The sequence below is a fragment of the Mediterraneibacter catenae genome, from assembly GCF_008691045.1.
Classification (GTDB): Bacteria; Bacillota; Clostridia; order Lachnospirales; family Lachnospiraceae; genus Mediterraneibacter; species Mediterraneibacter ornithocaccae.
In genome coordinates this window covers 1-20,837 of sequence record NZ_VMSO01000014.1, presented here as the reverse complement: position 1 = coordinate 20,837, position 20,837 = coordinate 1, and the positions used below count along the sequence as shown (strand labels likewise).

Genomic DNA, 20,837 nt, shown 5'->3' with positions numbered 1-20,837 from the left:
CTAATGACAGTTAAACACTCCTTTCGCCAGAGTTCCTGTCTTAAACAGCGTGAAACAAAGCAGCACCGTGTATCCCATTACACCCCAGATGGAACCGATCACATCATCTGTAAAAGCGATCCCCTGCACCATAACTGCATAAATTCCCACACAGATCAGTATCAGGAATCCCTGAAAACCAAGGGCAAGCAGAGAACGCAGATAGTTCTGTCCGATCTGGCTCTGTTCCCGGCTGCCGAATGTGGAAAACGGAATCGGCGCAAGACTGACCATCAGATAAATTTCTATCATACGACCGTACACAATCACGAAGATAAGAATCGAAAGCGCTGACATCGTAATCTGCACGATAATACTCTGCAGCCACAGTCCGAGCAAAGGGCCAAGATCCATGTCCATCAGTGTTTCTTCCAGATTTTCCAGAGCCGAAGCATCTACCGCTGTAGACCCTGAGATAATTCCGGCCGCTGACGTCACGACGTGCTGCGATACGTCGAATACTGCCATCGTAATATTAAATGTGTTTGTGATGAGCATAACCGCGACAAACGTTTTAAAGATCCATTTGAAGAAAATCCAAGTCTCAAAGTTTGCCAGATTGTTATGCTCGATAATTAGCTGAATCAGCTCATAACAGGCTATGAATGTCAGGATCAGTCCTGCAATCGGAATGATCACTGATTCGGAGATGTTGCGGATCAGGCTGAACACCTCCGGCGAAAAGCTCGCCGGAGATGCCCCTACATTGCCCGCGATCTCGCCAACCTGATCATTGACGGAATCGAACAGCCCCGAAAGATTATCCATAATGCCGCCCACAAGCATTTCTTTCAGCCAATCCGTTATTTTGTCGAACAAGCTGTTCATGGGCAACTACCTCCCGTATCCTAGCTGAACAGCCCGGACAGCAACGGTACAAGCACCATACCGATCAGAGCGACACCGCCGCCCGCCATCAACTGTTTCATACCCAAATAGGTGTAGGAAACCGGCTCGATGGCGGGCGGCGGCGTGTCAAGAAATATCTATGGAGTTTTTTAAGAACCGCCCCGGCGGGGCAGGTCAGGCTGTGACCTGCTCCACTTCCGGGATGGGTTTGAGATTGAAATGAATTTCGATAGAAATGTGTCTTGTCTTATCGCTGTCTATGCTCTCATGAACAACGATTTCTTTAATCAGGCGGTTTAGGGTGGCTGCGTCCAGTTCCGTGATGTCGGCGTATTCCTGAATGGCTTCTACCCACTGGCGGGCGTCATACGCAAGCCGGATTTCATCGGCCAGCTTCTTCCGGCCTTCCTCAACCCTTGCTTTCAACTCGGCCTGTTCCTTCTGCGTCTTTTCCATCAGCAGATTGAAGTTCGCTTCGCTGATACGTCCGGCAACCATGTCCTCATACAGCCGCAGAACCATCTTTTCCAGAACGTCAATGCGTTCCTCGTCTTTGGCAAGGGAGCGTTCCAACGCTTCCCGCTGGCCTTTCTGCTCGGCTTCGCAGGTGTCGGACAGCTTCCCGGCAACGGCTTCCCCGTCCATCAGGGCGGCTCTGGCGCACTCCCGGATTTTGTTCAGTACAAGCCGGTACAGGGTGTCGTACTCAACCCGGTGCTGGGAACAGTGCTGTTTCCCGTAGGCATTGTAGGTCTTACAGGAATAAATCTGCTTCGGGTGCTTCTCATTGGTATAGCGGATAGTCAGCGACTTCCCGCACTCGCCGCATTTGATAAGCCCCGCAAACAGGCTGATTTCCCCGGTCTGGCGGGGGCGCTGCCGGGATTTCAGCTTGCGCTGCACGATGTCAAAGGTCTTGCGGTCAACAAGCGGCTCATGCTGGTTCTCCACGACAATCCATTCCTCCGGCTTCTTCTCCCCGATGGTGCCGATTTTGAAGCGGTATTCCTTCTTCTGGGAAGCGATAGCGCCGGTATAGACGGGGTTCATCAGGATGTCCTTAATCACGGTAAAGTCCCAGATATACCGCCCGTTTACCGGGTCTTTCTTTTCCCACTTGGTTGACACGTTCCGAAAGCCCCGAACCCGGTTCCAGTAGGTCGGGCAGGGGATTTTTTCTTCTTCCAGCCTGCGCCGGATGTAGTTGGGGCCGTGTCCTTCCAGCGCCCACGCAAACAGACGCCGGACAATGGGAGCCGTTTCCTCGTCAATCAGCAGGTGGTTTTTATCCTCCGGGTCTTTCTGGTAGCCGAAGGGGGCAAGGCAGCCGGTAAACTGGCCTTTCTGCGCTTTCAGCAGATAAGAGGAATGAACCTTCTTGGAAATGTCCTTGCTGTACATCTCGTTGAGGATGTTCTTGAACGGCGCAATGTCGTTGTTGTCCCGCATGGTGTCGATACCGTCATTCATGGCGATATACCGGACGCCGTGGCGGGGGAAGAAATCTTCAATCAGGAAGCCGGTCTGCAAGTAATTCCTACCCAGTCTGGATAAATCTTTCGTTATCACAAGGTTGGCCTGCCTGCGCTCGATGGCTTTCAACATCCGTTTCAGGTCGGGACGCTCCATGTTCAGCCCCGTGTAGCCATCGTCCTGATAAACTGCAACAACCTCCCATCCCTGCTTCTCGCAGTAGGTTTCCAGCATATCCCGCTGGTTTGCAATGCTGGCGCTCTCCCCGTCAAGGTCATCGTCCTTGGAAAGCCTGCAATAGATAGCCGCCCGGAAGCTGCCCGCCAGTATTGCGTCCATGCCTGTATATTCCATTCCGTTCATCATAACCGTTTACCCGCACAATCCAGACGGAACACGGTCACTCTGAACCTTGTCTTTATTATACTCTAAATCTTGCTTTTTCGCAAGATATTCTTTATCGTTTCTCCGGCTGTATTTCTGTACAATCAGGCTCACGAAAACGTCCGTAGCGTCCAGTTCGCCGTCAAATACCGTTGTGACATGGATTTCAGTTTTGTTTTTTGCCATAGGCAGTTACCTCCATAAATGAAATAAGCCAGACAGGAGAGGGGCGGCAACGAAGTCCGGCAACGGGCTTCAAAAAACCTCGAAAACAATCTCTGTCTGGCGGTTGGGTTATTTATTACTTTTTCTTTTATTTTTCTGTTGCTTTGGTTGTCAGAGGGTAGAAAAGCCCGCAGTTATGGGCTTTTTCCCGGCAACCGGCTCGGCAACGGGATAGCAACGGGGTCGGCAACCGGCTGTGGTTTCCCCGGATTTTTCAAAAGGGAAGTTCCATCTGCTCGGTCACTTCCACAAATCCGTCCGGCGTTTTTTCACGCCCGTTGTCAGCGCCCGTTGCCGGGGCTTCCCGTTCCCAGCCCTTTTGCCTGCCGTATCCTTCAAATATCCGGGGATTGGAGAAATACTTCCATCCCGTGATACAGTGGTTCATGATGTCGTTGACCTCCCGGATTTCCCATTGTTTCGGCTCGTCAAAGGGGTGGTTCAGGGCTTCCTTGAAAAGCTGCTTGGAACAGACGGCGCTGCCAGTGTAGCGGTCAAGGTACGCCTGTATCATCCCGGCCTTGGTGTCCTCCGGCATAAAATCCCGCTGGTGTTCTTTGAGGTACTGTATCATTTCGGGTGTAAAAGACAGCTTAAAATCGCCGCTTTTGTAGGTTGTCATGGCTTCCGCCCATACCTGTTCCAGATAGGCTCTGGAAGCGGCTTCATCGTCCAAAATGTGTACCTCGGCCTGTCCGGGGTAGACCATGACCGGCAGGAAACGCCGGTTCCCGGAACGGTCAAGGGGCAGGAAGTCCAGCGCATTGGAAGTCCCGCCAAACACGCATTGCCGCAGCCTGTCCTCCGGGTGGGTTTCGTAGGGGATTTTATAGACCTCCTTCTGACGGCTGAGGAAAGACTTGATTTCCTCTATGCTCTTGGCGTTGGCGGTGGCAATCATCTCCGACATTTCAATTATCCAGTGGCCTTGTAACTTCCGGTACACGTTATCATCGTCCAGCTTCCGCAAATCATCGGAAAACCACTCGTCTTTTACAGCCAGCAGCCGGAAGAAGGTGGATTTCCCGGCTCCCTGGCCGCCTACCAGACAGAGCATGACCTCAAACTTACAGCCGGGGCAGAAAGCCCGGTGGATGGCTCCCAGAAGGAACAGCCGCAGGGAATGGTAAGTGAAGTTGTCCGTGTCGGCTCCCAGAAAGTGCCGCAGGCAGTAGCGGATACGCTCTTTCCCGTCCCAGACAAGGCCGTTCAGGTAGTCCCGGATGGGATGGTAGCTGTTGGCGTCTGCGGCCAGATCGGCGGCGTCTGCTATCTTTTTCTCGCTTGTCAGGCCGTAGGTATCTTCCAGATACAGCCGGATATATTTCATATCCGTGTCGGTCATGGCCTTGCTGCCGGTTCTGCGTTTCCTGCCGATGGGCTTTAGAAGGTCAATGCGCTCGGTCAGGAGATTTTTCGCAACCGCCCCGGAAAGGACGGGGTCATACTGGAACACGGTCAGGCAGTTGTGGATACTGTTCCGCACGCCGCCTTTCTCGGTGCTTTCCAGCATGGCCCTCACTTCCTCAACGCTCCGGGGCGGGGGTGCGGCTTCTATGGTGTCCGTCACGGCCTGCCGCAGTTCTGGCGGCAAGGTCTGCCATTCTCCGTTCAAGGTTCCTCACTTCCTTTCCGTAGCTGGCAATCAGGGCAGCCCGTTCCCCTATGTCGGAGAACAGCAGCACATCCAGCAGATATTCCACATGGGATTGTTTCTGCAAGGCTTCCACGAAAAGCGGGTGCCATTCCTCCTCCGGCGTCTTGGGGGCATAGTCCCGCTTCCAGCGGCGCAACAGATTGTGATAATCGGACAGTACCCGGAAACAGTGGCGCTCCATGCGCTTAAATTGCTGCTCCGGGCTTTCCTGCCGGGGCTGGGGGCGGCGGCTCCTGCTTGGCGGCTCCTTATCCTCATAGAGGATGGAGAAGTCCTGCGCCAGCATGAGGGCGGCTTCCTTGGGGCTGACGTTTTCCAGACGGGAAACAAAGTCAATCACATCCCCGTCTACCTGACAGCCGAAACAGTGGAAGCGCCGGTCAACCTTCATGCTGGGGGTTTTATCGTCATGGAAGGGGCAGCGGCACATCCCGTTTCTTCCTACCCGGATACCGTAATGCTCGGCGGCCTGCCGGGTGGTAACAGACTGCTTCACGGCTTCAAATACGTTCAATAGGCAAATCCTCCTGAAAATAAGAAAAGCGCCTGTCATTCTCACGGGGAAAATGGCAAACGCCTGATTGGTTAAAGTTCCATATCCTGTTTTTGCTGGCGGCGGGGCGTCTGGCGTTTCTCTGCCTGTTCCTCCCGGATACGCTGCTCCCGGCCTTTGACCGCCTGCTGGATGGACGGTTTCTTTCCCGGCTCTGCGGTCTGGCGGTACTGCTCGGATGGCAAAACCTGATTGAGCCAGTGGCGCACATCCCGCAAAATCTTTACATCCTCCTGTACGGCAGTCAGTGCTTCCATCTTGGAAGCGATATTCTCTGAAAGCTGTGCCTGTTCCCCGGCCAGCTTCTTCGTGCTGTACTTCGTCCCATCAAGGTGAACCTTGAAATACCGCAGGGCAGCGTTGTAGGCGTCCAGTTCCTCCTTATGGTCGGCGGCATATTTCTCCTTGGGTTTCTTCCAGCGGATAGCGGCATATTTCGCATGAACCGGCTTGTTTGCTTCAAAGTTCCCGATATGGAAAAGCAGCCGGTCAATCTCTTTCACACGTTTCTCCATCGGCCTGATTTCCTCACGGATGGAAACGGCCTGTGCGCTGGCTTCATCCAGATAGGCGTCAAGGCTCTCCACGGTGGAAATCTCTTTCTGCCGCAGGAAGTCCAGGGCTTCCATGACCTTGTTGAAATCGCCAACGGTTCCTTTTAGCTTCCCCTTGGAAGTCCAGCCGGTACGTTCCTCGCTCCGCTTATCCAGATACTGGGAAAGCAGTTCGGGGATGGTCGGCTCCTTGGCCTGTTCCAGCGCTTCCAGCAGCGCCGCCTTTTTCTCTTTCAGGCCGGATAGCCAGCCTTTTAAGCTGCGTACCATCTGCCGGATAGACTGCATGAGGGAATTGGCGGCTTTGATGTCCCGGTTCAGGTTGCCGATGTTGGTCTGTATGCCTTTCTTCTCCAACTGGCTGACCGCTGGCCCCATGTGGACGGTGGGGATTTTATCAATCCCCTGTCGGGCATAGGAGCGAAGGTCAAGGCGCTCCGGGCTGCCGATGGCTTCCAGATAGCGGTTTGCCGTGTCAGCCCAACCCTGCCGCCATATCTCGGCGTACTTCTGGTCGTTCCAGTCCACGGTGTCCTCCTTGTGGCTTTTCCATCTGCCGGACGCAAGCCGGATACGCTCGCCGTTCTCGTCAAGGTCGTAGACCTTCCGGCTCTTGGAGAGCCATTTCCCGGTTTCGTCCATCGCCCGCATGGTAAGAAGGATGTGGGCGTGGGGATTTCCGTCCCCCTTGTCATGGATGGCAAAGTCGGCAATCATGCCCTTGGAAACGAAAAACTCCCGGCAGTAGTCCCGGATAAGGTCGGCGTACTGTTCCGGGGGAAGTTCCCTCGGTATGGCAAGCACGAACCTCCGGGCAAGCTGGGAGTTCCATTGTTTTTCAATGGCTTCGGCGGCGTTCCACAAGGTATTCCGGTCTGCGTACTCCGGCGGGGCATGGGGCGGCAGCATGATTTCGGTGTGGACGATTTCGCTTTTATGGGAATAGTATTTCTGCTTCTGGTCGTATTCAGAAAACAGCCGTTCCCCGCTCTGGTAGGCGGCAGACGCAACGGCTGACTGGCGCTTGCTGCGCTGGATGATTTTCACATCAAAGTGCGGGCATGGCAAGCAGTGTCCTCCTTTCTCCCGGCGTCCGGGCATAAAAAGAGCAGGGAACCTGTTTCAAGATTTCCTGCTCGGTGGTGCCGCCGGTGGGCGGCTGGTATTCAGTTTTGAAAGTTCGGGTCAGGTTGGCCCGATGATGGATAGCACGATAAATTTTTATTTTCCCCTTTAAGGCATTATACATTTTTGCTATTTCTCTTGATGATTATTTTTTTCATAATCAATCAATGTACCTATAACAATTCCAATCAACATTCCGATACCTGCACAAATAGGAATAGCAAAAAGATTTTTCAAAAACGCCCATGCCAATACACCTATGCAACCACCGACAATAAATCCTGTTAATAAGCCAATAGTTAAGTATCTATTGCTTTTCATATTGCTATATCCCCCTAAAAGTATATTTGTCGTTGGCTCTATTATACTATGACCGGCTGCCTTTGGGAATAGATGAATTGTAAACTTGCTGGACGGGAACAGCTTGTAGCGCAAGGTGTTTCCGGGCGGCAAGTCCACAAAGGGGTAGCTGGCGACAGCCAGCGCAGGGGAAGTGTAGCTTCCCCTGTGATGATTGACAGGAGCCGGAACGCTGCGGGCAATCATCCGCTTTCCGCAGGAAGCCCCCGGCAGGGCGCAACACACTACCTTCAGGTGGTGTATAGTTGCGCCCTCTTTCAGAGGGGCAGTCCACGGGTTGCGGCTCTGAAAGCGATTATGACCGTTCCCGGTCTGGCTCTTTTCTCTTGGGATGTGGCTTTTTCGTCCTCGCCTGTGCCTTGGCTTCGGCAAGCCTGCGCCGGATGGAATTGTCCCGATTCTGGATAAACCGCTGCTTCGTATCAGCGATAAAGCGGCGGCACTCCGGCTCCGGGATGGCGTCCAGCTTTCGGATGGTATTCTCCACAATATCCCTTGTCTGCCGGTCACGGATAACCGGCACGATTTCTTTCAGCCCCGCAAGGGTGTCCTCTTTTGTACCGGCGGCGTACTGATAGACCATAGCCAACTCGTCTTTAGAAAAATTCATCTTCATTCTGCGCCCTCCTTCTCTGTGCCGTTTCCGGCAAACACTTTTTCCATAAGCTGACGGGTGCTGTCTTTGTGGAACAGCAGCTTCAAGAATAGACTGACCTGTTCATCCGTGATGGCTTCTGGGTGGGGAAGGTAGCTTTCCAGCATGGCGGCTCTGGTGCAAAGCCGATGCGTCCGTTCCTTCCGGGTCAGCGCCTTGGCCTGATGGGTCAGACGCTTTTCCTCCTGTTGCGCCCAGCGCAGCTTCTTTTCCGTTTTCTCTATCTCCTGATTGAGTGCTTCCAGCTTTTCATTCATAAGCGGCTGTCCTCCTTCTTGGGAATGAGTACATATATCTTGTTGGGTTCCCCGAAGCCCTGACGCACCCGCAGTATCAGTCCGGCGTCCTCCAATTCATTCAGGGAACGCTTCACGGTCATGGTGCTGCGGGCAAGTGCCGCCGCCAGTTCCACGATGGGGAAATGGATAAATAAAATCCCGTTGGTGTCCTCTATGCCGGACAGGAAAACAATATCCAACATCCGGGCGTACATGACCTTGGCGGTGCTGCTGATCGGGAGCCGCAGCATGGCTCTCGGCAGCGGCATACAGGGCGGCAGGGTGGTGTCTGCGGTCATAAATTCAACTTCCATTCAATCGGTGTCCTCCTTTACTTTTCGTTTTGAGCGTTTGGAAAGATAATGGGGGCAGTCCACAATGACCGCCCGGAAACTCTGCTTGCAAGTACGCTGACATTTCCGGCAAAGGTCGTTGTACGTTACCCGCCCCCGTTCATTGAGGAAGAAGGACAGTTCCAGCTTCCTCTTTTTCGGCATTCTCGGCATGGTGCCTCCTTAAACAAAAATCCGCCCATTTCAGCCGTAACAGCCGCAATAGACGGATAGCAGATTTTAGTGTCGTGTTTCGGGGCGATTTTCAGGGAAAAAGCGGCCATAGAACCGCCCGGAAATCCCCCGTAGTATTACGGATAGGGTAGACTACGCCCTATCGGATGGTAGTGTTTCGGTATCAATTCGGTGTTCATTTTCGCCGGTTCTCCCTGATGTCGTTCCTGCCCCTGGCTCTCACAACGGCGTTTCGCTCCCTTTGGTACGCTCGTTGCGGTCAGGGTTCCTCCATTTCCCTGCCGCAAGTCGTTGCGCTACATCGCCGGGGAGCATATCCCATACAGGCCGGTCATTCGATTGGAATAATCCATCGATGAACTACCTGTATCATAGAACATTTTTGTTCCCTGTGCCGTATATCCACAAAGTAGGATTTCGGGGCGAAAAACGGAAATTTCCACGATTATGGAAAGTATGGTATAATCCAGTTAGCGGCAGGAAAACAGCCGCCGGAAAGGAGTGAGCGCCCTATGCTGAAAGCGACTACCATACAGGAACGCCTTTGGGAGTTACGCAAGGATAAAGGCTTAAATCTGGAAGAACTGGCGCAGCAAACCGGCATTTCAAAGTCAGCCCTCGCCAGTTATGAAGCCAACGACAATAAGGAAATCAACCACGGCAACCTTGTCACGCTGGCGGATTTTTATGAGGTATCTCTTGATTATCTGTTCTGCCGGACAGAAAACCGGGAGCAGATAAACACGCCCCTGATGGAACTGCACCTGAATGATGAAATGGTGGCGCTGCTAAAGAGTGGCCGTATCAACAACCGGCTCCTGTGTGAGATTGCTACCAACGATAAATTTGAGCAGCTTATGACCGACACGGAGATATACATAGACGGTCATGCAACCTCCACCTTTCGCACCCTGTATGAGACTTTGGAAGAACAGCGGCAGACCATCATCCAGAAATACAAGCAGGCGGAAAATGATTTCTATTCAAAGACCATCCTTGCCGCAGAGGTAAAGGAAGAAGATTTCTTCTGTCATGTGACGCACAAAACATGGGACGCCATTCTCCACGACATACGGAAAGCCCATGAGCATGACATTGACAGCACACCGGATTATTCCGTTGCAAAGAAGATGGCTCTGGAAATCCGAAAGGCTATTCAATCTTCCGGGGATTATCTCGGAAAGGTGTGGGCGGTCATTTTCAATATGCTCGGTATTGACTTTTACAAGCTGCCGCCGGATGAACAGAAGATACTGAAAAGGATACTTTCAAAATCCCCGAACATCAAAAACAGCCCCTTCAACTTCCGGCGCAAGAGAAAATGAAAACTGCCGTTGTGGGAATGAGTGTTCCTGCAACGGCAGCTTTGGCTTTCCTTATTCAGTTATGAAGCGAAACTTGAGTACCGCCGCAAGTAGTATCTGCGTGATATAGTCCTCTGCATCTTTGTCTACTTGTCCATCCACAAGAGCCGAAAAGCGTATGTAGCGCCCATAGTGCTGTAAAACAGCGTTGACCGCTTCCGGCTCGCCGGTGGTAGCCTGTACGATGGTTTCATAGGGGAGAAGTCTGCTATTCCTCATGCGTCATTCCCTCCATTTCTTTGTGAAGCTGCCGGATAGCCTTGCGGATATGGTAGCCCGCTGCGCTGCGGCTCCGCCCGTATCGCCTGCCGATCTCCCTCTGTGGGATACGTCGGAAATAGGAAAGATAAACCATTTCCTGTTTCCAAACCGGCAACCGGGAGAGGGCTTCCACAAGTAAACCGTTGTTCAATATGAGCGTATCGCCACAAATCTGGATGATGTATTCCTCGTCCGGCTCCGGCGCTCGGAAATCTTTTCCTGCTGTACCTAAAGGGTAGTGTTTTTCATCTGTGAGGTATTCAAGGGATATTTCTCTTTTGTACTTCCTGCTCCTTGTCCTCGCCGCAGTAATTGCTGCGTTGCGTATGACAACTTTACAAAAGGCTTGGAATGTGTATTCGATATGCTCTTTGTATTCTTCTGTACAGGTCATGGAAATTCCCCCTTTCCTCCATAAAAGGTTTGTATAGTTGACGGGCTGCATTTATACTCACATGGGGCGGCAGCACTCCTTGCTGTCGCCCCATGATTGTCAACTCTCTTTGAAATTACTGATTTTCTGTGTCAATAGGCGTAACAATGGGCTTCCCGTCTTTATCAACAAGGACGGCTATACCGCAGCCGCTTGTCATGTTGGAAGAAATCAGCAGGTAATTCACGCCGGTTTCCGTATCAACGATGATTTTCCGTACATTGGTCACTCCTTGTGAGTAGGTTTCTACAAATCGCTCTTTAGCCATTTTGTGCGCTCCTTTCCTTGGACAATAATTGTGAGTGGCTTTTCATGTCCATAGCAGAAGCATATCATATTTCTTTCTAAATGTCAAGTATTTCATACTTCATGTTAAAAATATCATTCTATTCGCTTGAGGATTTGTATCGACACTATTTCAATGATTGCCATTGTGTTATATAACCATTGAATTGTATTAGCATAAAATAAATATGTTATTTCATACGCAGATGAACCGACAATTTTTGCAATTACATTTGCCATAACCATAAAATAGGCAAATGTAATCACACTTGCTTTCCCAATAATTTTCCAACCGCGTTCATCTCTATTCTTTTTCCTTGCGAAACAAACAATTAAAATAAGTGTCAGCGGAAGTCCTGCCACTGCGCCGATAACTAAAATCATCCGTTGATTAAATACGTTCCAAATTATTTCTTGCAAGAAATTCACGCTTACACCTCCCTAAAATCAAATAAATCTTCAATCGTTACATCAAACACCTTTGCGATATTGTATGCTAAAAGCATAGATGGGTTATAACGGTTTCTTTCAAGCTGCATAATGGTTTGGCGGGACACGCCGACTAAATCGGCAAGTTCCTGCTGCGTCATTCGCTTGGTTGCTCGGTACACATGAATTTTGCTCTCAAAAGTGTATTTGCTTTTTCCCGCCATCTACTCACCGCCTTCCTCGAAAATCTGCTTTTCAGTATAACATATTTCTTGCTAATAGCAATATATTTTTATCTTTGCCAACTAACTTATTTCCCGTTGCTATCAGTTTCATCCTGCTCCAGCTCAATCACATCCAAAATGCCACAATTCAGGGCTTCGCAGATACGAACCAGCGTTTCCATGCTGATATTTTTTCCCTTACCCATGTTGGCAATCATATTTGTGGTAAGACCGGCGGCAATCCGCAAGTCCTCTTTCCTCATGTTGCGCTCAACCAGCGTGTGCCAGAGGGGTTTATAGCTTATGTGCATTTATCCTCCTGCCTTTCTCCCGGTTCCGGGGTTTCTGTTCCCATTATATCAAAGTTCTTGCTATTCCACAAATATTTCTTGATACAGCCGCCGGTTCCGTCTGGATTGTGCTTTTCCTTTCTTCTCTTGATTACATCTACTTAGCCATAAGCTGTTTCATCCCCTGTGACTTCGCACCCGGATTATCATTTCCATATCCTTCAAGCAGATTGATCGCTCCCCAGATACCAAGACCTGCTCCAAGAGCTACTACAAGTGTCTGTAATACAGTTACTGCACTGTTGAAAAATTCCATATTGTCTTTCCTCCCATTTCTTCAAACTTTTTTTCTTTGCATTTCCGACATAAAAAATCCTTCCGGTATTCAATCGGAAGGAGCATCACTACGGCGGTATGCCGGAACAGTATATTTCATATTCAATTACCATCTACACCTCATCTTCATCCACATTCACTACATCGTATACATCATCCGCCTTAAGTTTCAGCCTGTGATTCAGGAACTTCTCGATATCAAATGCGTTCTTCGGATCATAGTCAGACGTCAGCTTATAGTTCGGATGCTGCGTCAGGTCGTACTTATCCGAAAGGAATGGCCGCACACCTCTCAGCTGCAAAATACATTTGCTTCCATCCAACACAGCCAGTTCATCAATTGTAGCAAGATCTTTTCCGAGTTTCTGATAATTCAAGGAATGAGACGTCTCCCGTCCTCGGCTTTCTCCTGTGTTATACGTGTCGATCGTCTCTTTTCCGAGCGACTGGTTCAATTCTTTCAGCGTCGTCGGCTCAGATCCTCCCAAGAAAATCCGCGAATCCATATTGCCAATGATCGTATCTGCGTTATCCTTATAAATCGCTTTCAACTGGCTCTGCGCCTGCAGTACCAGACAGGCGGAAATCTCGCGGCTACGAATTGTTGCCACCAGCTTTTCCAGATTCGGGATCTGTCCGATATTGGCGCACTCATCGATCAGGCATCTTACATGGACCGGAAGCCTGCCGCCGTACACATCATCTGCTTTTTCACACAGCAGATTGAAAAGCTGTGTATAGATCATGGATATCAGGAAATTAAAGGTGCTGTCTGTATCTGACATAATCAGAAACAGAGCTGTTTTCTGATCTCCCAGTGTATCCAGTTCCAACTCATCATAAGCTGTGATCTCCCGCAGTTCCTGAATATCAAAGGGCGCAAGCCTTGCCCCGCAGCTCACCAGAATCGATTTCGCAGTTTTGCCCGCGGCTAAGCGGTATTTCTTATATTGCCGTACTGCGAAATGGTTCGGATTCTTCTTTTCCAATTCCTCCATCATCAGATCCACCGGGTTCTGGAAATCCTCGTCGTCTTCCCGGACTTCCATCGCATTGATAAACTCAATCAGTGTTGCAAAATTCTGTTCTTCCTCCGGAGCTTCATAATGCAGATAACCGATCAGCGCACAATACAGCAGTGTCTCCGCTTTAGTCCAGAATTCATCCCCGGCTTTCCCTTCGCCCTTTGTATTGGCGATCAGCGTAGTCACCAGTTTCAGGATATCTTTTTCCGAATGAATATAGGCGAACGGATTGTAATGCATCGACTTTTTAAAATTGATCGTATTCACAATCTTGATCCGATACCCATTCTTCAAAAGCGCATTCCCACATTCCACAGCGATACTTCCTTTCGGATCAGTAACCACATAGGAACTGTGCATCTGAAGGAGATTCGGTTTCAGCCAGAACCTTGTTTTTCCCGAACCGGAGCCTCCCACAATCAGTACATTCTTATTTCTGGCATACTTCGGATTCTTCGGTCGGTTGCTCATCATCAGACGCTCTGTCTTCGTAAGGATCACATTATCCTCAAATTTTGGTGCCATAAACGGCTCGATATCTTTCGCTGTTCCCCACCGTGCAGAACCGTACTCCACATTATGGCGGTACTTTTTTGCGTTCTTACCGCGAAGATATACCGCAGTTCGCAGTACGGCTCCGCATATCAGTCCCACGCACAGGTCTACCGGATGCATACTCGGAAGAGGATTTCCGAATGCCGCCGGAATTGTTCCGAACAGTGCAAGGATTTTTTCCGAAATGTCTGTCCCCGCCGCCATTCTCCATGCTTCCCCGAAATTTGTAGCCAGAAGTCCGAGAATCACGTAGGGAATATTCAGAATCACAAGGCGTTTTATCTCTTTTGTATTCATCATCTTCCACGCTCCTGTATCTTTTCCCGTACTTTTCTCGGAACTCCTACAGCCAGAGCTTTGAACTTCTGAAGCTGCGCAAGTACACTCGGTCTGCTCCGTTTCTTCATAATCTTCGCACTGTATGCTTTGTGAACCGATGTCAGTGCATCTGCATCCTTTGCCTTAAAGAAAACGGTATATCTGGGCGGCTGTACGGACTTATCCTTTGTCACGGCAAAATCAACACCGTACCGTTTGGCAATCCGCTCAAAATCCCTGATCCCGGATTTTGCGATATCCACACTGCTCACTCCCTGATTCTGCCGGATTAGCTGCTTCACCGTTTGCTTTCCGTGGATCGGCGCAGCTTTTTTTGCCGCTTTATCTGCTGCTTTTCTCGCTTTTACTTTTCCGCAGTGCTGCAGGTATTTCCTGATCCCGCTGCAAATTGCCCGTGCCGTCAGTTTTGTCGTAGTGATTGCAAGATTGACCGACCTGTTTTCAACTTCTTCCTGCAAGCGTTATCCCCCTTCCTGTTTCATTTGAAATTCAGCGGTCCATTGATTTCTGATCATAATAAAGATGTCCGGCAAAAACTTTTGCATGGCTGCGGATACGGATCATCCCTTCTTTCTGCAAATGTTCTGCTTTTCCATACCCTGTATCATTCAGATAGAGACGCATCCTATCGCACTTGCTTCCCCACGGGGAATCATCTGATACAACATCAAATATGATCATATGCTTTGTATCATCTGCAAAACGGTTCAGATCCATATAGTCATGCCCTTTGTAGTTCTTTGCCCCTGCCTGTATTCTCATTTCTTCAATCCGTTCTCCGATGGTCTTTCCCATTATCAAACACCTGCTTTCTTGCCCATCTGTCTAAATCCGGATGGCAGGGAAATCCTCGCTTCCTGTACTGAGCACAACGGTTCTTTCCTCAATATCATTCAGGAGATCTTCTACCATATCCGGGTCAATATAAACCTCATGCTTCTCCGAATCATACCCATAGAGGGCAGCGTCGCCGACCAGATATTTTTCTTCTCCCAAAGTCAGCACTTTTCTGTGATTGTACTCGAGCATGACCGTGAGATATGATGCGCACAGTATCTGCACGCGTTCATCATAATCGGTATGGTTCTTATAAAATTCGTCCTCAGCCATCAGCCGCGGCTCTTTCCCCGGAACAACCGCCATAACAACTCCATTCATGGTTTCTTTTTCGGCGCTCCCACTATAATTCTTTTTATCATCTTCCGCGGTCAGATCATCCAGATAATCGCTTACAAAAGAAAGCGCCGCTTTTACCTCTTCACTTTCATCATCCTCATAGCATCTTTTCAGGCTGTCCAACACCCTGCTTACCTGCTTCGGATCATCCGATAATACGGGAACGAATACATTCGTACCGCCTGTTACATACATTGTAAAATTCTTATTGCTCATTCTTTCTCCTTTTTTTGCATAAATAAAAGCACCATTCTCTGGTGTCCTTTCTTTCTACCGTTCCTGATTTCTCTGTCTCTTTTTCTGCCACTGCTCCAACAGTCGGATAATCGTATCTTCCATTTGCTTCGGAGTATATGATTTCGGAAAATACTTTTTCAGTACATCATTCCTGATCGTAATCCGGTCAAGATCTCCCTTTTTCACTTCATCCATAATGTCGCACATGGCATCAAGCGTACACTCACCGGACTGGCTGAGCTTTTTCACTCTCTGCGCCTGCGAAAGCGACGGAGTCGCCTGTGCATATTCCATTGCTTCTAAAAACTGCTCCTGTTCTTCTTTTTTCAGATAAGACAGTTCCACTGCAGGATTGAATGCCAACTGCTTATAATCCACCATATCCAAAAGCTGAGGAATCAGTTCCGTAAGCCGGATATACCGCTGCACCTGCCTGCCGCTCTCACCGGATTTTTCTCCCACAATATCCGCTGCTTCCAACTTCCCGACAACTTGTCGGGAAGTTAAATCCGACCGTTCCCCCTGATGTTTTACCGCTTCCAATTTCATCTTATAAGCAAATGCCCTCTCACTGGGAAGAATGTTTTCCCGCTGAAGATTCGCATCAACCATCAGGATTATTGCTGAGTCATCGTCCATCTCCCGGACGATCACCGGCACGGTTTCCTGTCCTGCCAGTTCTGCGGCATGATGTCTCCTGTGCCCGGATATGATCTCATATCCGCCCTCTGGATCAGGGCGTGCGATCAGCGGCGTAACAACTCCAAGTGCCCGCACGCTCTCCACCGTCTTATCCATCTCTTCATTGTCCAGTACCTTGAACGGATGCCCCTCAAAGGGATGCAGCTCTTCCAACGGGATTTCCTGCACGTGCTCCTGACCTGCCTCCGTCCGGCTCTGTTCCGTAGAAAATATATCATCGTAACTGCTCAAGCTGACGTTTGCGCCTTTTCTCGGCATTCTGCAGCACCTCCTTTGTCAGCACACGGTATGCCTCCGCTACTTTACCTTTCGGGTCATGCCTGAAAATACTTTTTCCTTCCGCGCTGATTTCCTCCGCCCGGACAGAGCGGGGAATATCTGTCTGATATACTTTCAGCTTTCCCCCGTAATTCTCCCGGATCAACGCGCTGATATCCTTTGCATAGTTCGTCCTGCTGTCCACCATTGTCAGGAGGATTCCTTCTATTCGAAGTTTCGGATTGATCTGGCGCTTCACTTTGTTTACAGTCTGCAGCAACTGTTCCAGTCCCTTTGCCGGAAGATACTGAGCCTGAACCGGAATGATCACATTGTCAGCAGCCGTAAGCGCATTGATCGTCAGCATTCCCAGAGAAGGCATACAGTCCAGAAGAATGAAATCATACTCTTTTTTCACACTGTCCAGATACTGTTTCAAAACACTCTCCCTGCTCATTACGTTCACAAGAGAAACTTCCATTCCCGCCAGTTCAATATTTGCCGGTACAAGATCGACACCTTCCGGATGGTGGAGAATCCCTTCGCCTGATTCAATCGGCTGATCTGAGACAATCTTCTTCATCAGATCCGACAGAGTAGGGGAAATACGATCCGGCATAGGATAACCGAGACTGATTGTAAGGGATGCCTGCGGATCTGTATCAACAAGAAGCACCTTTTTTCCCTCCATTGCAAGACCGATTCCGAGATTCTCACACGTAGTCGTTTTTCCGGTTCCGCCTTTCTGGTTTACTACGGCTGTAACCGTTCCCTTCTTTGCCACAATATCACCTCTTTTCTGCATACATCTGATTCTTCATATCAGACCATTCGCCATGTCATGCTGAACCAACTGATTATAATAACTGCTGATTGTCGCCGGGGCATTGTAGAGAGCGGTCAGGAGATACTGCCTGATATCCCGGATTTTAGTCGTATTTTCATTCAGGCAGGAGATCAGATAGCGGATATGCTCTGCGTTCAGTTTCATCATCCTGCTTCTGACAATCTCTGCCGGAAGATTCTCCTTCCCGATACGGATAAAAGCCCTTGAGCTGCATACCGTATCTACGATCAGTTCAAACAGTTCCTCAATCATTTCTGCATTAGACGGATACTCTGTTTTTATTTCATCAATACCAAGCTCTTCACGAAAATATCTGCGGTAGTCTTCTCTCTTTCTGATCGCATCAGTTTCCCTATGATCTGATACATCGTTTGACGGATAAGATAGATTGGTTTTGCTATTATCAGTCTGACTATAATCAGTATGATTAGGGTTTGATTTTCCAACCTCTTGTAGTTTATTTTCCAAACCTCCAGAAGTTTGATTTCTAAACCTCTTGAGTCCAGATTCAGGACAGGAAAGAATATTTTTCACATATACGAAACTGGGCTTTCCCATCCCCTGCCGCTTACGTTCAATCAGTCCCATCTTCTCCAGTTCCTTCATCAGATGAATTGCTTTGTTCTTTCCACACCCGAGCGATTCCTGAATCTCCTGCACAGTAAAAAACAGATAGACCCGGTTCTGTTTATCAAGCCACCCGTTTTTCATGGACAGATCCATCCGGTCCAGAAGAATCCCATACAGTGTCTTTGCTTCAGCAGACAGGGAAGAGAATCTGGAATCAGTAAACAGCAGCTTCGGTATCCGGTAGAAGGAGAATGTCTGAGACTGGAGCCCATAGTAAAAGTCAAAATCCATTTTCACTCCACCGCCTTTTCCATATGCCTGCTTTTAGTTTCGAATCACTTACTACGGAGAATCTTTCTGGTACACCATCCGATGCAGAGCTGAGTGCGCCCGTAAGGACAGCCGTAACACTCACTGTTTACATTCTCCTGTTTCCGGCGATAATAACAGGAATCGAGCATACATCCCTTTTTCTTTCCACCCCAGAAGTAACAATAACGGCAGTCTTTCGGTTTATCCTCAGAATATTGTCCGTATGCCATAACTCTCTCCTCCCTCAGATCTCCATCACTGTCTTTTTCGTTGCACATCCCTGTTTCTTCTCAAATCCGGAGCACTCTTTCTGCTTATTCCCCAGTTCCGACAATACAGAGCGTCTTTCTTTGTTTTTAGCCAGCATTTTGTCATGTGATCTTTCTTCCATCCGGCGCTCATATTTCTCAGCCAGTTCAAAGATCCTTTCTTTTGCATCATAGTGATATACGTTGTCAGAAAGACGATCTTTCGGGTCTACCTCATTTGCATTGACATCCTGAACCAGTTCTTTTAAAAACTGATGCTCAGGCGCAAAACGATCCGGAAGCAGCAGAAATAGCGATAGGTAAGGTCTGAGCGGCATTCTCACACCACTTTCCACCTTTTCCCCCGCTCCGCACCGTACGTGAGACTTTCACCTCATACGGCGCTCCATCAAATTAAACCTATTTACTCTATAATGGTATTACCGACTAGAATTCGATAATTATTGGTCTTTTTCAGCGCATTTTCGTTCCACAATCCTTCACTTAACAGCTTTTCTATCAGCTCCTTTGCTCGTGCTATGTCCTTCGTATGAATCAGCTCATAGGCATCCCTCGAGACGATGTCTATGTTTCTGTAGCCATCTCCACCATTGGGATATATTTTATGCACTCGCATATCGTACACTGTAAGTTGCTTCTTGGTGATTGCACATTTACCTCTCTGTGCAGATACCCTGGAAATACGATTATCGTTCAGCTCGATAGACTCATGTTGTAGCGGATGCTCCGCTAGGTATCGAAAAATAACCTCTAGATGAGTCAGCCTTTTGTGAATCAACTGTCTTCCTTCCTCTGTATAGTTGCATATTTCCTGTTTAAATCCATAGGGAATCGTAAATGTAACCGCATATATTGGGTCAATAACAACTGTCCCTATAAGGTAACGTCTGCCGTGATAATTACCATACCTACGCTTTTGGAATTCTGACAGCGGTGGTCCTATTTTGCCATGTGACCGTGTTATGTGTTTTAGGGTTTTGAGTAGATGAAAATATATCTCCCAAAAATCTTTGCTTACTCTCGTTGCTACACAATAGTAATTGTGCATTCCTCGGATTTTCATGTTAAGGTTACGTGCTTTATCCTCATTTCCTCTGGCGTCCCAAAGTGCTTTTCGGAGTTTATCCGTGACCTTTTTCTTTGCTTTATCCGACATATGAGAAATAATTACATTCTGTTTTGGTCTTTCTTCTAACTTTATTTTAAGTCCTAAGAATTCAGAGTAATGCCTACACAGATTTGTTATTTTACTCTTTTCGGGACTTGTCTCAAGATGCAACCTTTCCATCAGCCACTTTTCAACAGCTATCTTGACTCGTTTGGCATCCTTCTTGTTTCTGCAGAAGATTTTAAAATCATCTGCATACCGCACAAGGTACATTTCTTTCAGTTTCGTTTTCTTCAACGCCGCACATCTATCTCCATCCCAACGGTATGGAAACTTGCTTGGGAATGTTTCCCACTGATTACTAATCCACCAATCAAGTTCATTTAGCACGATATTGGAAAGCAGCGGCGATAAAATACCGCCTTGTGGTGTTCCTTTGCTCGGAACTCCCTCTCCCTGTATGGGTGCTTTTAAGAGCTTGCTTATTACACATAGCAGATTTTTATCGTGGATACCCAACGACCATATCTGTTTCAGCAGTTTAGAGTGGTCTACATTATCGAAAAATCCTTTAATGTCGATATCCACTACATATTCAAGTTTTACTGTAAATGCCAGAAACCGAAATCTGCTGATTGCATGGTGCGTATTGCGGTTTGGACGGAAGCCATAGCTATGTTTGTGAAACTTAGCTTCGCATATCGGCTCCATCACTTGAAGAATACATTGCTGAATCAAGCGGTCTTCAATGGTTGGAATCCCTAGTGGTCTTTCTTTCCCATTGTCCTTGGGAATCATGACACGTCTAACCGGATGTGGCTTGTAGTTTGCCAGTCTTCGCTGAACATAATCTACCAAAATGTCATTTCCCCGTTCCGCTATCTGCTCGATTGTACCCATGTTTGTACCAGGAGTTCGACTTCCCTTATTTCGCTTAATTCGCCTGTACGCAAGTGCTATATTCTGCGGACTTGTTATAAGCGACATAAGGTCGGTAAATATTGCACCCTGTTTACTTTTTGCATATAAGCCATCAAACACATCTTGAATTGCGTAGTATTCATTACGCCTTAAAACCTTGTTTTCTCTCTTCTTTGCCGTTTGGTCAGTCATCTCCTCTGCGGAGATTTCTTCTCTT

General features: G+C 48.6%; 28 protein-coding genes and 2 pseudogenes. 1 reads left to right on the top strand and 29 read right to left on the bottom strand.

Going from position 1 to position 20,837, the window contains the following annotated elements:
- From FNY66_RS10795 to FNY66_RS15525, 12 genes and pseudogenes are all read right to left on the bottom strand, one after another.
- Positions 1 to 867, bottom strand: a complete 867-nt coding sequence (locus FNY66_RS10795) for a VirB6/TrbL-like conjugal transfer protein, CD1112 family (RefSeq protein WP_150311153.1) — start codon at positions 865 to 867, stop codon at positions 1 to 3.
- Between the two features lie 20 nt (positions 868 to 887).
- A pseudogene (locus FNY66_RS10790) lies at positions 888 to 971 on the bottom strand (Maff2 family mobile element protein); the annotation flags it as partial.
- A 91-nt stretch (positions 972 to 1,062) separates the two neighbouring features.
- Positions 1,063 to 2,727 (bottom strand): recombinase family protein, encoded by a 1,665-nt coding sequence (locus tag FNY66_RS10785; protein WP_150311152.1) that lies wholly within the window; start codon positions 2,725 to 2,727, stop codon positions 1,063 to 1,065.
- A 6-nt stretch (positions 2,728 to 2,733) separates the two neighbouring features.
- A complete protein-coding gene (locus FNY66_RS10780) occupies positions 2,734 to 2,931 on the bottom strand; it encodes a hypothetical protein (protein WP_150311151.1) in 198 nt (65 codons plus the stop codon).
- A gap of 253 nt (positions 2,932 to 3,184) precedes the next feature.
- Positions 3,185 to 4,483 carry a virulence-associated E family protein gene (locus FNY66_RS10775; protein ID WP_150311193.1) on the bottom strand — a complete coding sequence of 433 codons (1,299 nt, stop codon included), beginning with the start codon at positions 4,481 to 4,483 and terminating at the stop codon, positions 3,185 to 3,187.
- Positions 4,484 to 4,496: 13 nt separating this feature from the next.
- Positions 4,497 to 5,141: a CHC2 zinc finger domain-containing protein gene (locus FNY66_RS10770; RefSeq protein WP_330581324.1), complete on the bottom strand. Its 645-nt coding sequence runs from the start codon at positions 5,139 to 5,141 to the stop codon at positions 4,497 to 4,499.
- A gap of 71 nt (positions 5,142 to 5,212) precedes the next feature.
- Positions 5,213 to 6,802: a MobQ family relaxase gene (mobQ, locus tag FNY66_RS10765; protein ID WP_150311150.1), complete on the bottom strand. Its 1,590-nt coding sequence runs from the start codon at positions 6,800 to 6,802 to the stop codon at positions 5,213 to 5,215.
- Positions 6,803 to 6,988: 186 nt separating this feature from the next.
- Positions 6,989 to 7,405, bottom strand: coding sequence for a hypothetical protein (locus FNY66_RS15785; RefSeq protein ID WP_229409500.1), 417 nt, complete (start codon positions 7,403 to 7,405; stop codon positions 6,989 to 6,991).
- Positions 7,406 to 7,565: 160 nt separating this feature from the next.
- Positions 7,566 to 7,829, bottom strand: a pseudogene (locus FNY66_RS10745) (transposon-transfer assisting family protein); the annotation flags it as partial.
- Positions 7,830 to 7,831: 2 nt separating this feature from the next.
- Positions 7,832 to 8,131 (bottom strand): DUF3847 domain-containing protein, encoded by a 300-nt coding sequence (locus tag FNY66_RS10740; RefSeq protein ID WP_087418070.1) that lies wholly within the window; start codon positions 8,129 to 8,131, stop codon positions 7,832 to 7,834.
- Positions 8,128 to 8,466 carry a DeoR family transcriptional regulator gene (locus tag FNY66_RS10735; RefSeq protein ID WP_101692539.1) on the bottom strand — a complete coding sequence of 113 codons (339 nt, stop codon included), beginning with the start codon at positions 8,464 to 8,466 and terminating at the stop codon, positions 8,128 to 8,130. The genes FNY66_RS10740 and FNY66_RS10735 overlap by 4 nt, the downstream gene beginning before the upstream one ends.
- A complete protein-coding gene (locus FNY66_RS15525) occupies positions 8,467 to 8,658 on the bottom strand; it encodes a hypothetical protein (RefSeq protein ID WP_172455309.1) in 192 nt (63 codons plus the stop codon).
- 533 nt (positions 8,659 to 9,191) lie between these two features.
- Between FNY66_RS15525 and FNY66_RS10725 the strand changes: the two genes are divergently transcribed.
- The gene (locus tag FNY66_RS10725) at positions 9,192 to 10,004 is read left to right on the top strand and encodes a helix-turn-helix domain-containing protein (protein ID WP_150311146.1); all 813 of its coding nucleotides are present in this window, start codon (positions 9,192 to 9,194) and stop codon (positions 10,002 to 10,004) included.
- A 51-nt stretch (positions 10,005 to 10,055) separates the two neighbouring features.
- Here FNY66_RS10725 and FNY66_RS10720 read toward each other — a convergent pair whose 3' ends face one another.
- The 17 genes from FNY66_RS10720 to ltrA all read right to left on the bottom strand — a co-directional run.
- Positions 10,056 to 10,262, bottom strand: coding sequence for a helix-turn-helix domain-containing protein (locus tag FNY66_RS10720; protein ID WP_150311145.1), 207 nt, complete (start codon positions 10,260 to 10,262; stop codon positions 10,056 to 10,058).
- On the bottom strand, positions 10,252 to 10,698 hold the full coding sequence (locus FNY66_RS10715) for a sigma-70 family RNA polymerase sigma factor (RefSeq protein ID WP_150311144.1): 447 nt from the start codon (positions 10,696 to 10,698) through the stop codon (positions 10,252 to 10,254). The genes FNY66_RS10720 and FNY66_RS10715 overlap by 11 nt, the downstream gene beginning before the upstream one ends.
- A 115-nt stretch (positions 10,699 to 10,813) precedes the next feature.
- The gene (locus tag FNY66_RS10710) at positions 10,814 to 11,005 is read right to left on the bottom strand and encodes a DUF6440 family protein (protein ID WP_150311143.1); all 192 of its coding nucleotides are present in this window, start codon (positions 11,003 to 11,005) and stop codon (positions 10,814 to 10,816) included.
- 113 nt (positions 11,006 to 11,118) lie between these two features.
- Positions 11,119 to 11,451 carry a hypothetical protein gene (locus FNY66_RS10705; RefSeq protein ID WP_150311142.1) on the bottom strand — a complete coding sequence of 111 codons (333 nt, stop codon included), beginning with the start codon at positions 11,449 to 11,451 and terminating at the stop codon, positions 11,119 to 11,121.
- 2 nt (positions 11,452 to 11,453) lie between these two features.
- Positions 11,454 to 11,675, bottom strand: coding sequence for a helix-turn-helix transcriptional regulator (locus tag FNY66_RS10700; protein ID WP_150311141.1), 222 nt, complete (start codon positions 11,673 to 11,675; stop codon positions 11,454 to 11,456).
- 86 nt (positions 11,676 to 11,761) lie between these two features.
- Complete coding sequence (locus FNY66_RS10695; protein WP_150311140.1) at positions 11,762 to 11,986, bottom strand: helix-turn-helix domain-containing protein; 225 nt, start codon at positions 11,984 to 11,986, stop codon at positions 11,762 to 11,764.
- Positions 11,987 to 12,122: 136 nt separating this feature from the next.
- On the bottom strand, positions 12,123 to 12,281 hold the full coding sequence (locus FNY66_RS10690; protein ID WP_150311139.1) for a Maff2 family mobile element protein: 159 nt from the start codon (positions 12,279 to 12,281) through the stop codon (positions 12,123 to 12,125).
- Between the two features lie 133 nt (positions 12,282 to 12,414).
- Positions 12,415 to 14,178 (bottom strand): VirD4-like conjugal transfer protein, CD1115 family, encoded by a 1,764-nt coding sequence (locus FNY66_RS10685; RefSeq protein WP_150311192.1) that lies wholly within the window; start codon positions 14,176 to 14,178, stop codon positions 12,415 to 12,417.
- Complete coding sequence (locus FNY66_RS10680) at positions 14,178 to 14,678, bottom strand: PcfB family protein (protein WP_150311138.1); 501 nt, start codon at positions 14,676 to 14,678, stop codon at positions 14,178 to 14,180. Before FNY66_RS10680 ends, FNY66_RS10685 begins: the two co-directional genes overlap by 1 nt.
- Before the next feature lie 31 nt (positions 14,679 to 14,709).
- Entirely contained in the window at positions 14,710 to 15,015 is a 306-nt protein-coding gene (locus tag FNY66_RS10675; RefSeq protein WP_150311137.1) for a DUF5720 family protein, read from the bottom strand.
- 30 nt (positions 15,016 to 15,045) lie between these two features.
- A complete protein-coding gene (locus FNY66_RS10670) occupies positions 15,046 to 15,612 on the bottom strand; it encodes a hypothetical protein (protein WP_150311136.1) in 567 nt (188 codons plus the stop codon).
- Between the two features lie 54 nt (positions 15,613 to 15,666).
- The gene (locus tag FNY66_RS10665; protein WP_150311135.1) at positions 15,667 to 16,593 is read right to left on the bottom strand and encodes a ParB/RepB/Spo0J family partition protein; all 927 of its coding nucleotides are present in this window, start codon (positions 16,591 to 16,593) and stop codon (positions 15,667 to 15,669) included.
- Positions 16,550 to 17,398 carry a ParA family protein gene (locus tag FNY66_RS10660; RefSeq protein WP_150311134.1) on the bottom strand — a complete coding sequence of 283 codons (849 nt, stop codon included), beginning with the start codon at positions 17,396 to 17,398 and terminating at the stop codon, positions 16,550 to 16,552. Before FNY66_RS10660 ends, FNY66_RS10665 begins: the two co-directional genes overlap by 44 nt.
- Before the next feature lie 12 nt (positions 17,399 to 17,410).
- The gene (locus FNY66_RS10655) at positions 17,411 to 18,301 is read right to left on the bottom strand and encodes a DUF6017 domain-containing protein (RefSeq protein WP_150311133.1); all 891 of its coding nucleotides are present in this window, start codon (positions 18,299 to 18,301) and stop codon (positions 17,411 to 17,413) included.
- A 44-nt stretch (positions 18,302 to 18,345) separates the two neighbouring features.
- Positions 18,346 to 18,552, bottom strand: a complete 207-nt coding sequence (locus FNY66_RS10650) for a hypothetical protein (RefSeq protein ID WP_150311132.1) — start codon at positions 18,550 to 18,552, stop codon at positions 18,346 to 18,348.
- 14 nt (positions 18,553 to 18,566) lie between these two features.
- Positions 18,567 to 18,926, bottom strand: coding sequence for a DUF5688 family protein (locus FNY66_RS10645; protein ID WP_150311131.1), 360 nt, complete (start codon positions 18,924 to 18,926; stop codon positions 18,567 to 18,569).
- 68 nt (positions 18,927 to 18,994) lie between these two features.
- Positions 18,995 to 20,837, bottom strand: a 1,843-nt coding sequence (gene ltrA, locus FNY66_RS10640) for a group II intron reverse transcriptase/maturase (RefSeq protein ID WP_324613917.1), incomplete at its 5' end; no start/stop codon positions are given.

What these genes read in the sequence shown, in the direction of transcription:
- FNY66_RS10710 (WP_150311143.1), bottom strand. Translation starts at nt 11,005, where the DNA reads ATGGCTAAAGAGCGATTTGTAGAAACCTACTCACAAGGAGTGACCAAT.
- FNY66_RS10675 (WP_150311137.1), bottom strand. Translation starts at nt 15,015, where the DNA reads ATGGGAAAGACCATCGGAGAACGGATTGAAGAAATGAGAATACAGGCA.
- FNY66_RS10670 (WP_150311136.1), bottom strand. Translation starts at nt 15,612, where the DNA reads ATGAGCAATAAGAATTTTACAATGTATGTAACAGGCGGTACGAATGTA.
- FNY66_RS10775 (WP_150311193.1), bottom strand. Translation starts at nt 4,483, where the DNA reads ATGCTGGAAAGCACCGAGAAAGGCGGCGTGCGGAACAGTATCCACAAC.
- FNY66_RS10650 (WP_150311132.1), bottom strand. Translation starts at nt 18,552, where the DNA reads ATGGCATACGGACAATATTCTGAGGATAAACCGAAAGACTGCCGTTAT.
- FNY66_RS10690 (WP_150311139.1), bottom strand. Translation starts at nt 12,281, where the DNA reads ATGGAATTTTTCAACAGTGCAGTAACTGTATTACAGACACTTGTAGTA.
- FNY66_RS10795 (WP_150311153.1), bottom strand. Translation starts at nt 867, where the DNA reads ATGAACAGCTTGTTCGACAAAATAACGGATTGGCTGAAAGAAATGCTT.
- FNY66_RS10720 (WP_150311145.1), bottom strand. Translation starts at nt 10,262, where the DNA reads ATGAGGAATAGCAGACTTCTCCCCTATGAAACCATCGTACAGGCTACC.
- FNY66_RS10780 (WP_150311151.1), bottom strand. Translation starts at nt 2,931, where the DNA reads ATGGCAAAAAACAAAACTGAAATCCATGTCACAACGGTATTTGACGGC.
- FNY66_RS10665 (WP_150311135.1), bottom strand. Translation starts at nt 16,593, where the DNA reads ATGCCGAGAAAAGGCGCAAACGTCAGCTTGAGCAGTTACGATGATATA.
- FNY66_RS15785 (WP_229409500.1), bottom strand. Translation starts at nt 7,405, where the DNA reads ATGATTGCCCGCAGCGTTCCGGCTCCTGTCAATCATCACAGGGGAAGC.
- FNY66_RS10700 (WP_150311141.1), bottom strand. Translation starts at nt 11,675, where the DNA reads ATGGCGGGAAAAAGCAAATACACTTTTGAGAGCAAAATTCATGTGTAC.
- FNY66_RS10685 (WP_150311192.1), bottom strand. Translation starts at nt 14,178, where the DNA reads ATGAATACAAAAGAGATAAAACGCCTTGTGATTCTGAATATTCCCTAC.
- FNY66_RS10715 (WP_150311144.1), bottom strand. Translation starts at nt 10,698, where the DNA reads ATGACCTGTACAGAAGAATACAAAGAGCATATCGAATACACATTCCAA.
- FNY66_RS10655 (WP_150311133.1), bottom strand. Translation starts at nt 18,301, where the DNA reads ATGGATTTTGACTTTTACTATGGGCTCCAGTCTCAGACATTCTCCTTC.
- FNY66_RS15525 (WP_172455309.1), bottom strand. Translation starts at nt 8,658, where the DNA reads ATGCCGAGAATGCCGAAAAAGAGGAAGCTGGAACTGTCCTTCTTCCTC.
- FNY66_RS10695 (WP_150311140.1), bottom strand. Translation starts at nt 11,986, where the DNA reads ATGCACATAAGCTATAAACCCCTCTGGCACACGCTGGTTGAGCGCAAC.
- FNY66_RS10660 (WP_150311134.1), bottom strand. Translation starts at nt 17,398, where the DNA reads ATGCAGAAAAGAGGTGATATTGTGGCAAAGAAGGGAACGGTTACAGCC.
- FNY66_RS10740 (WP_087418070.1), bottom strand. Translation starts at nt 8,131, where the DNA reads ATGAATGAAAAGCTGGAAGCACTCAATCAGGAGATAGAGAAAACGGAA.
- FNY66_RS10735 (WP_101692539.1), bottom strand. Translation starts at nt 8,466, where the DNA reads ATGGAAGTTGAATTTATGACCGCAGACACCACCCTGCCGCCCTGTATG.
- FNY66_RS10785 (WP_150311152.1), bottom strand. Translation starts at nt 2,727, where the DNA reads ATGATGAACGGAATGGAATATACAGGCATGGACGCAATACTGGCGGGC.
- FNY66_RS10725 (WP_150311146.1), top strand. Translation starts at nt 9,192, where the DNA reads ATGCTGAAAGCGACTACCATACAGGAACGCCTTTGGGAGTTACGCAAG.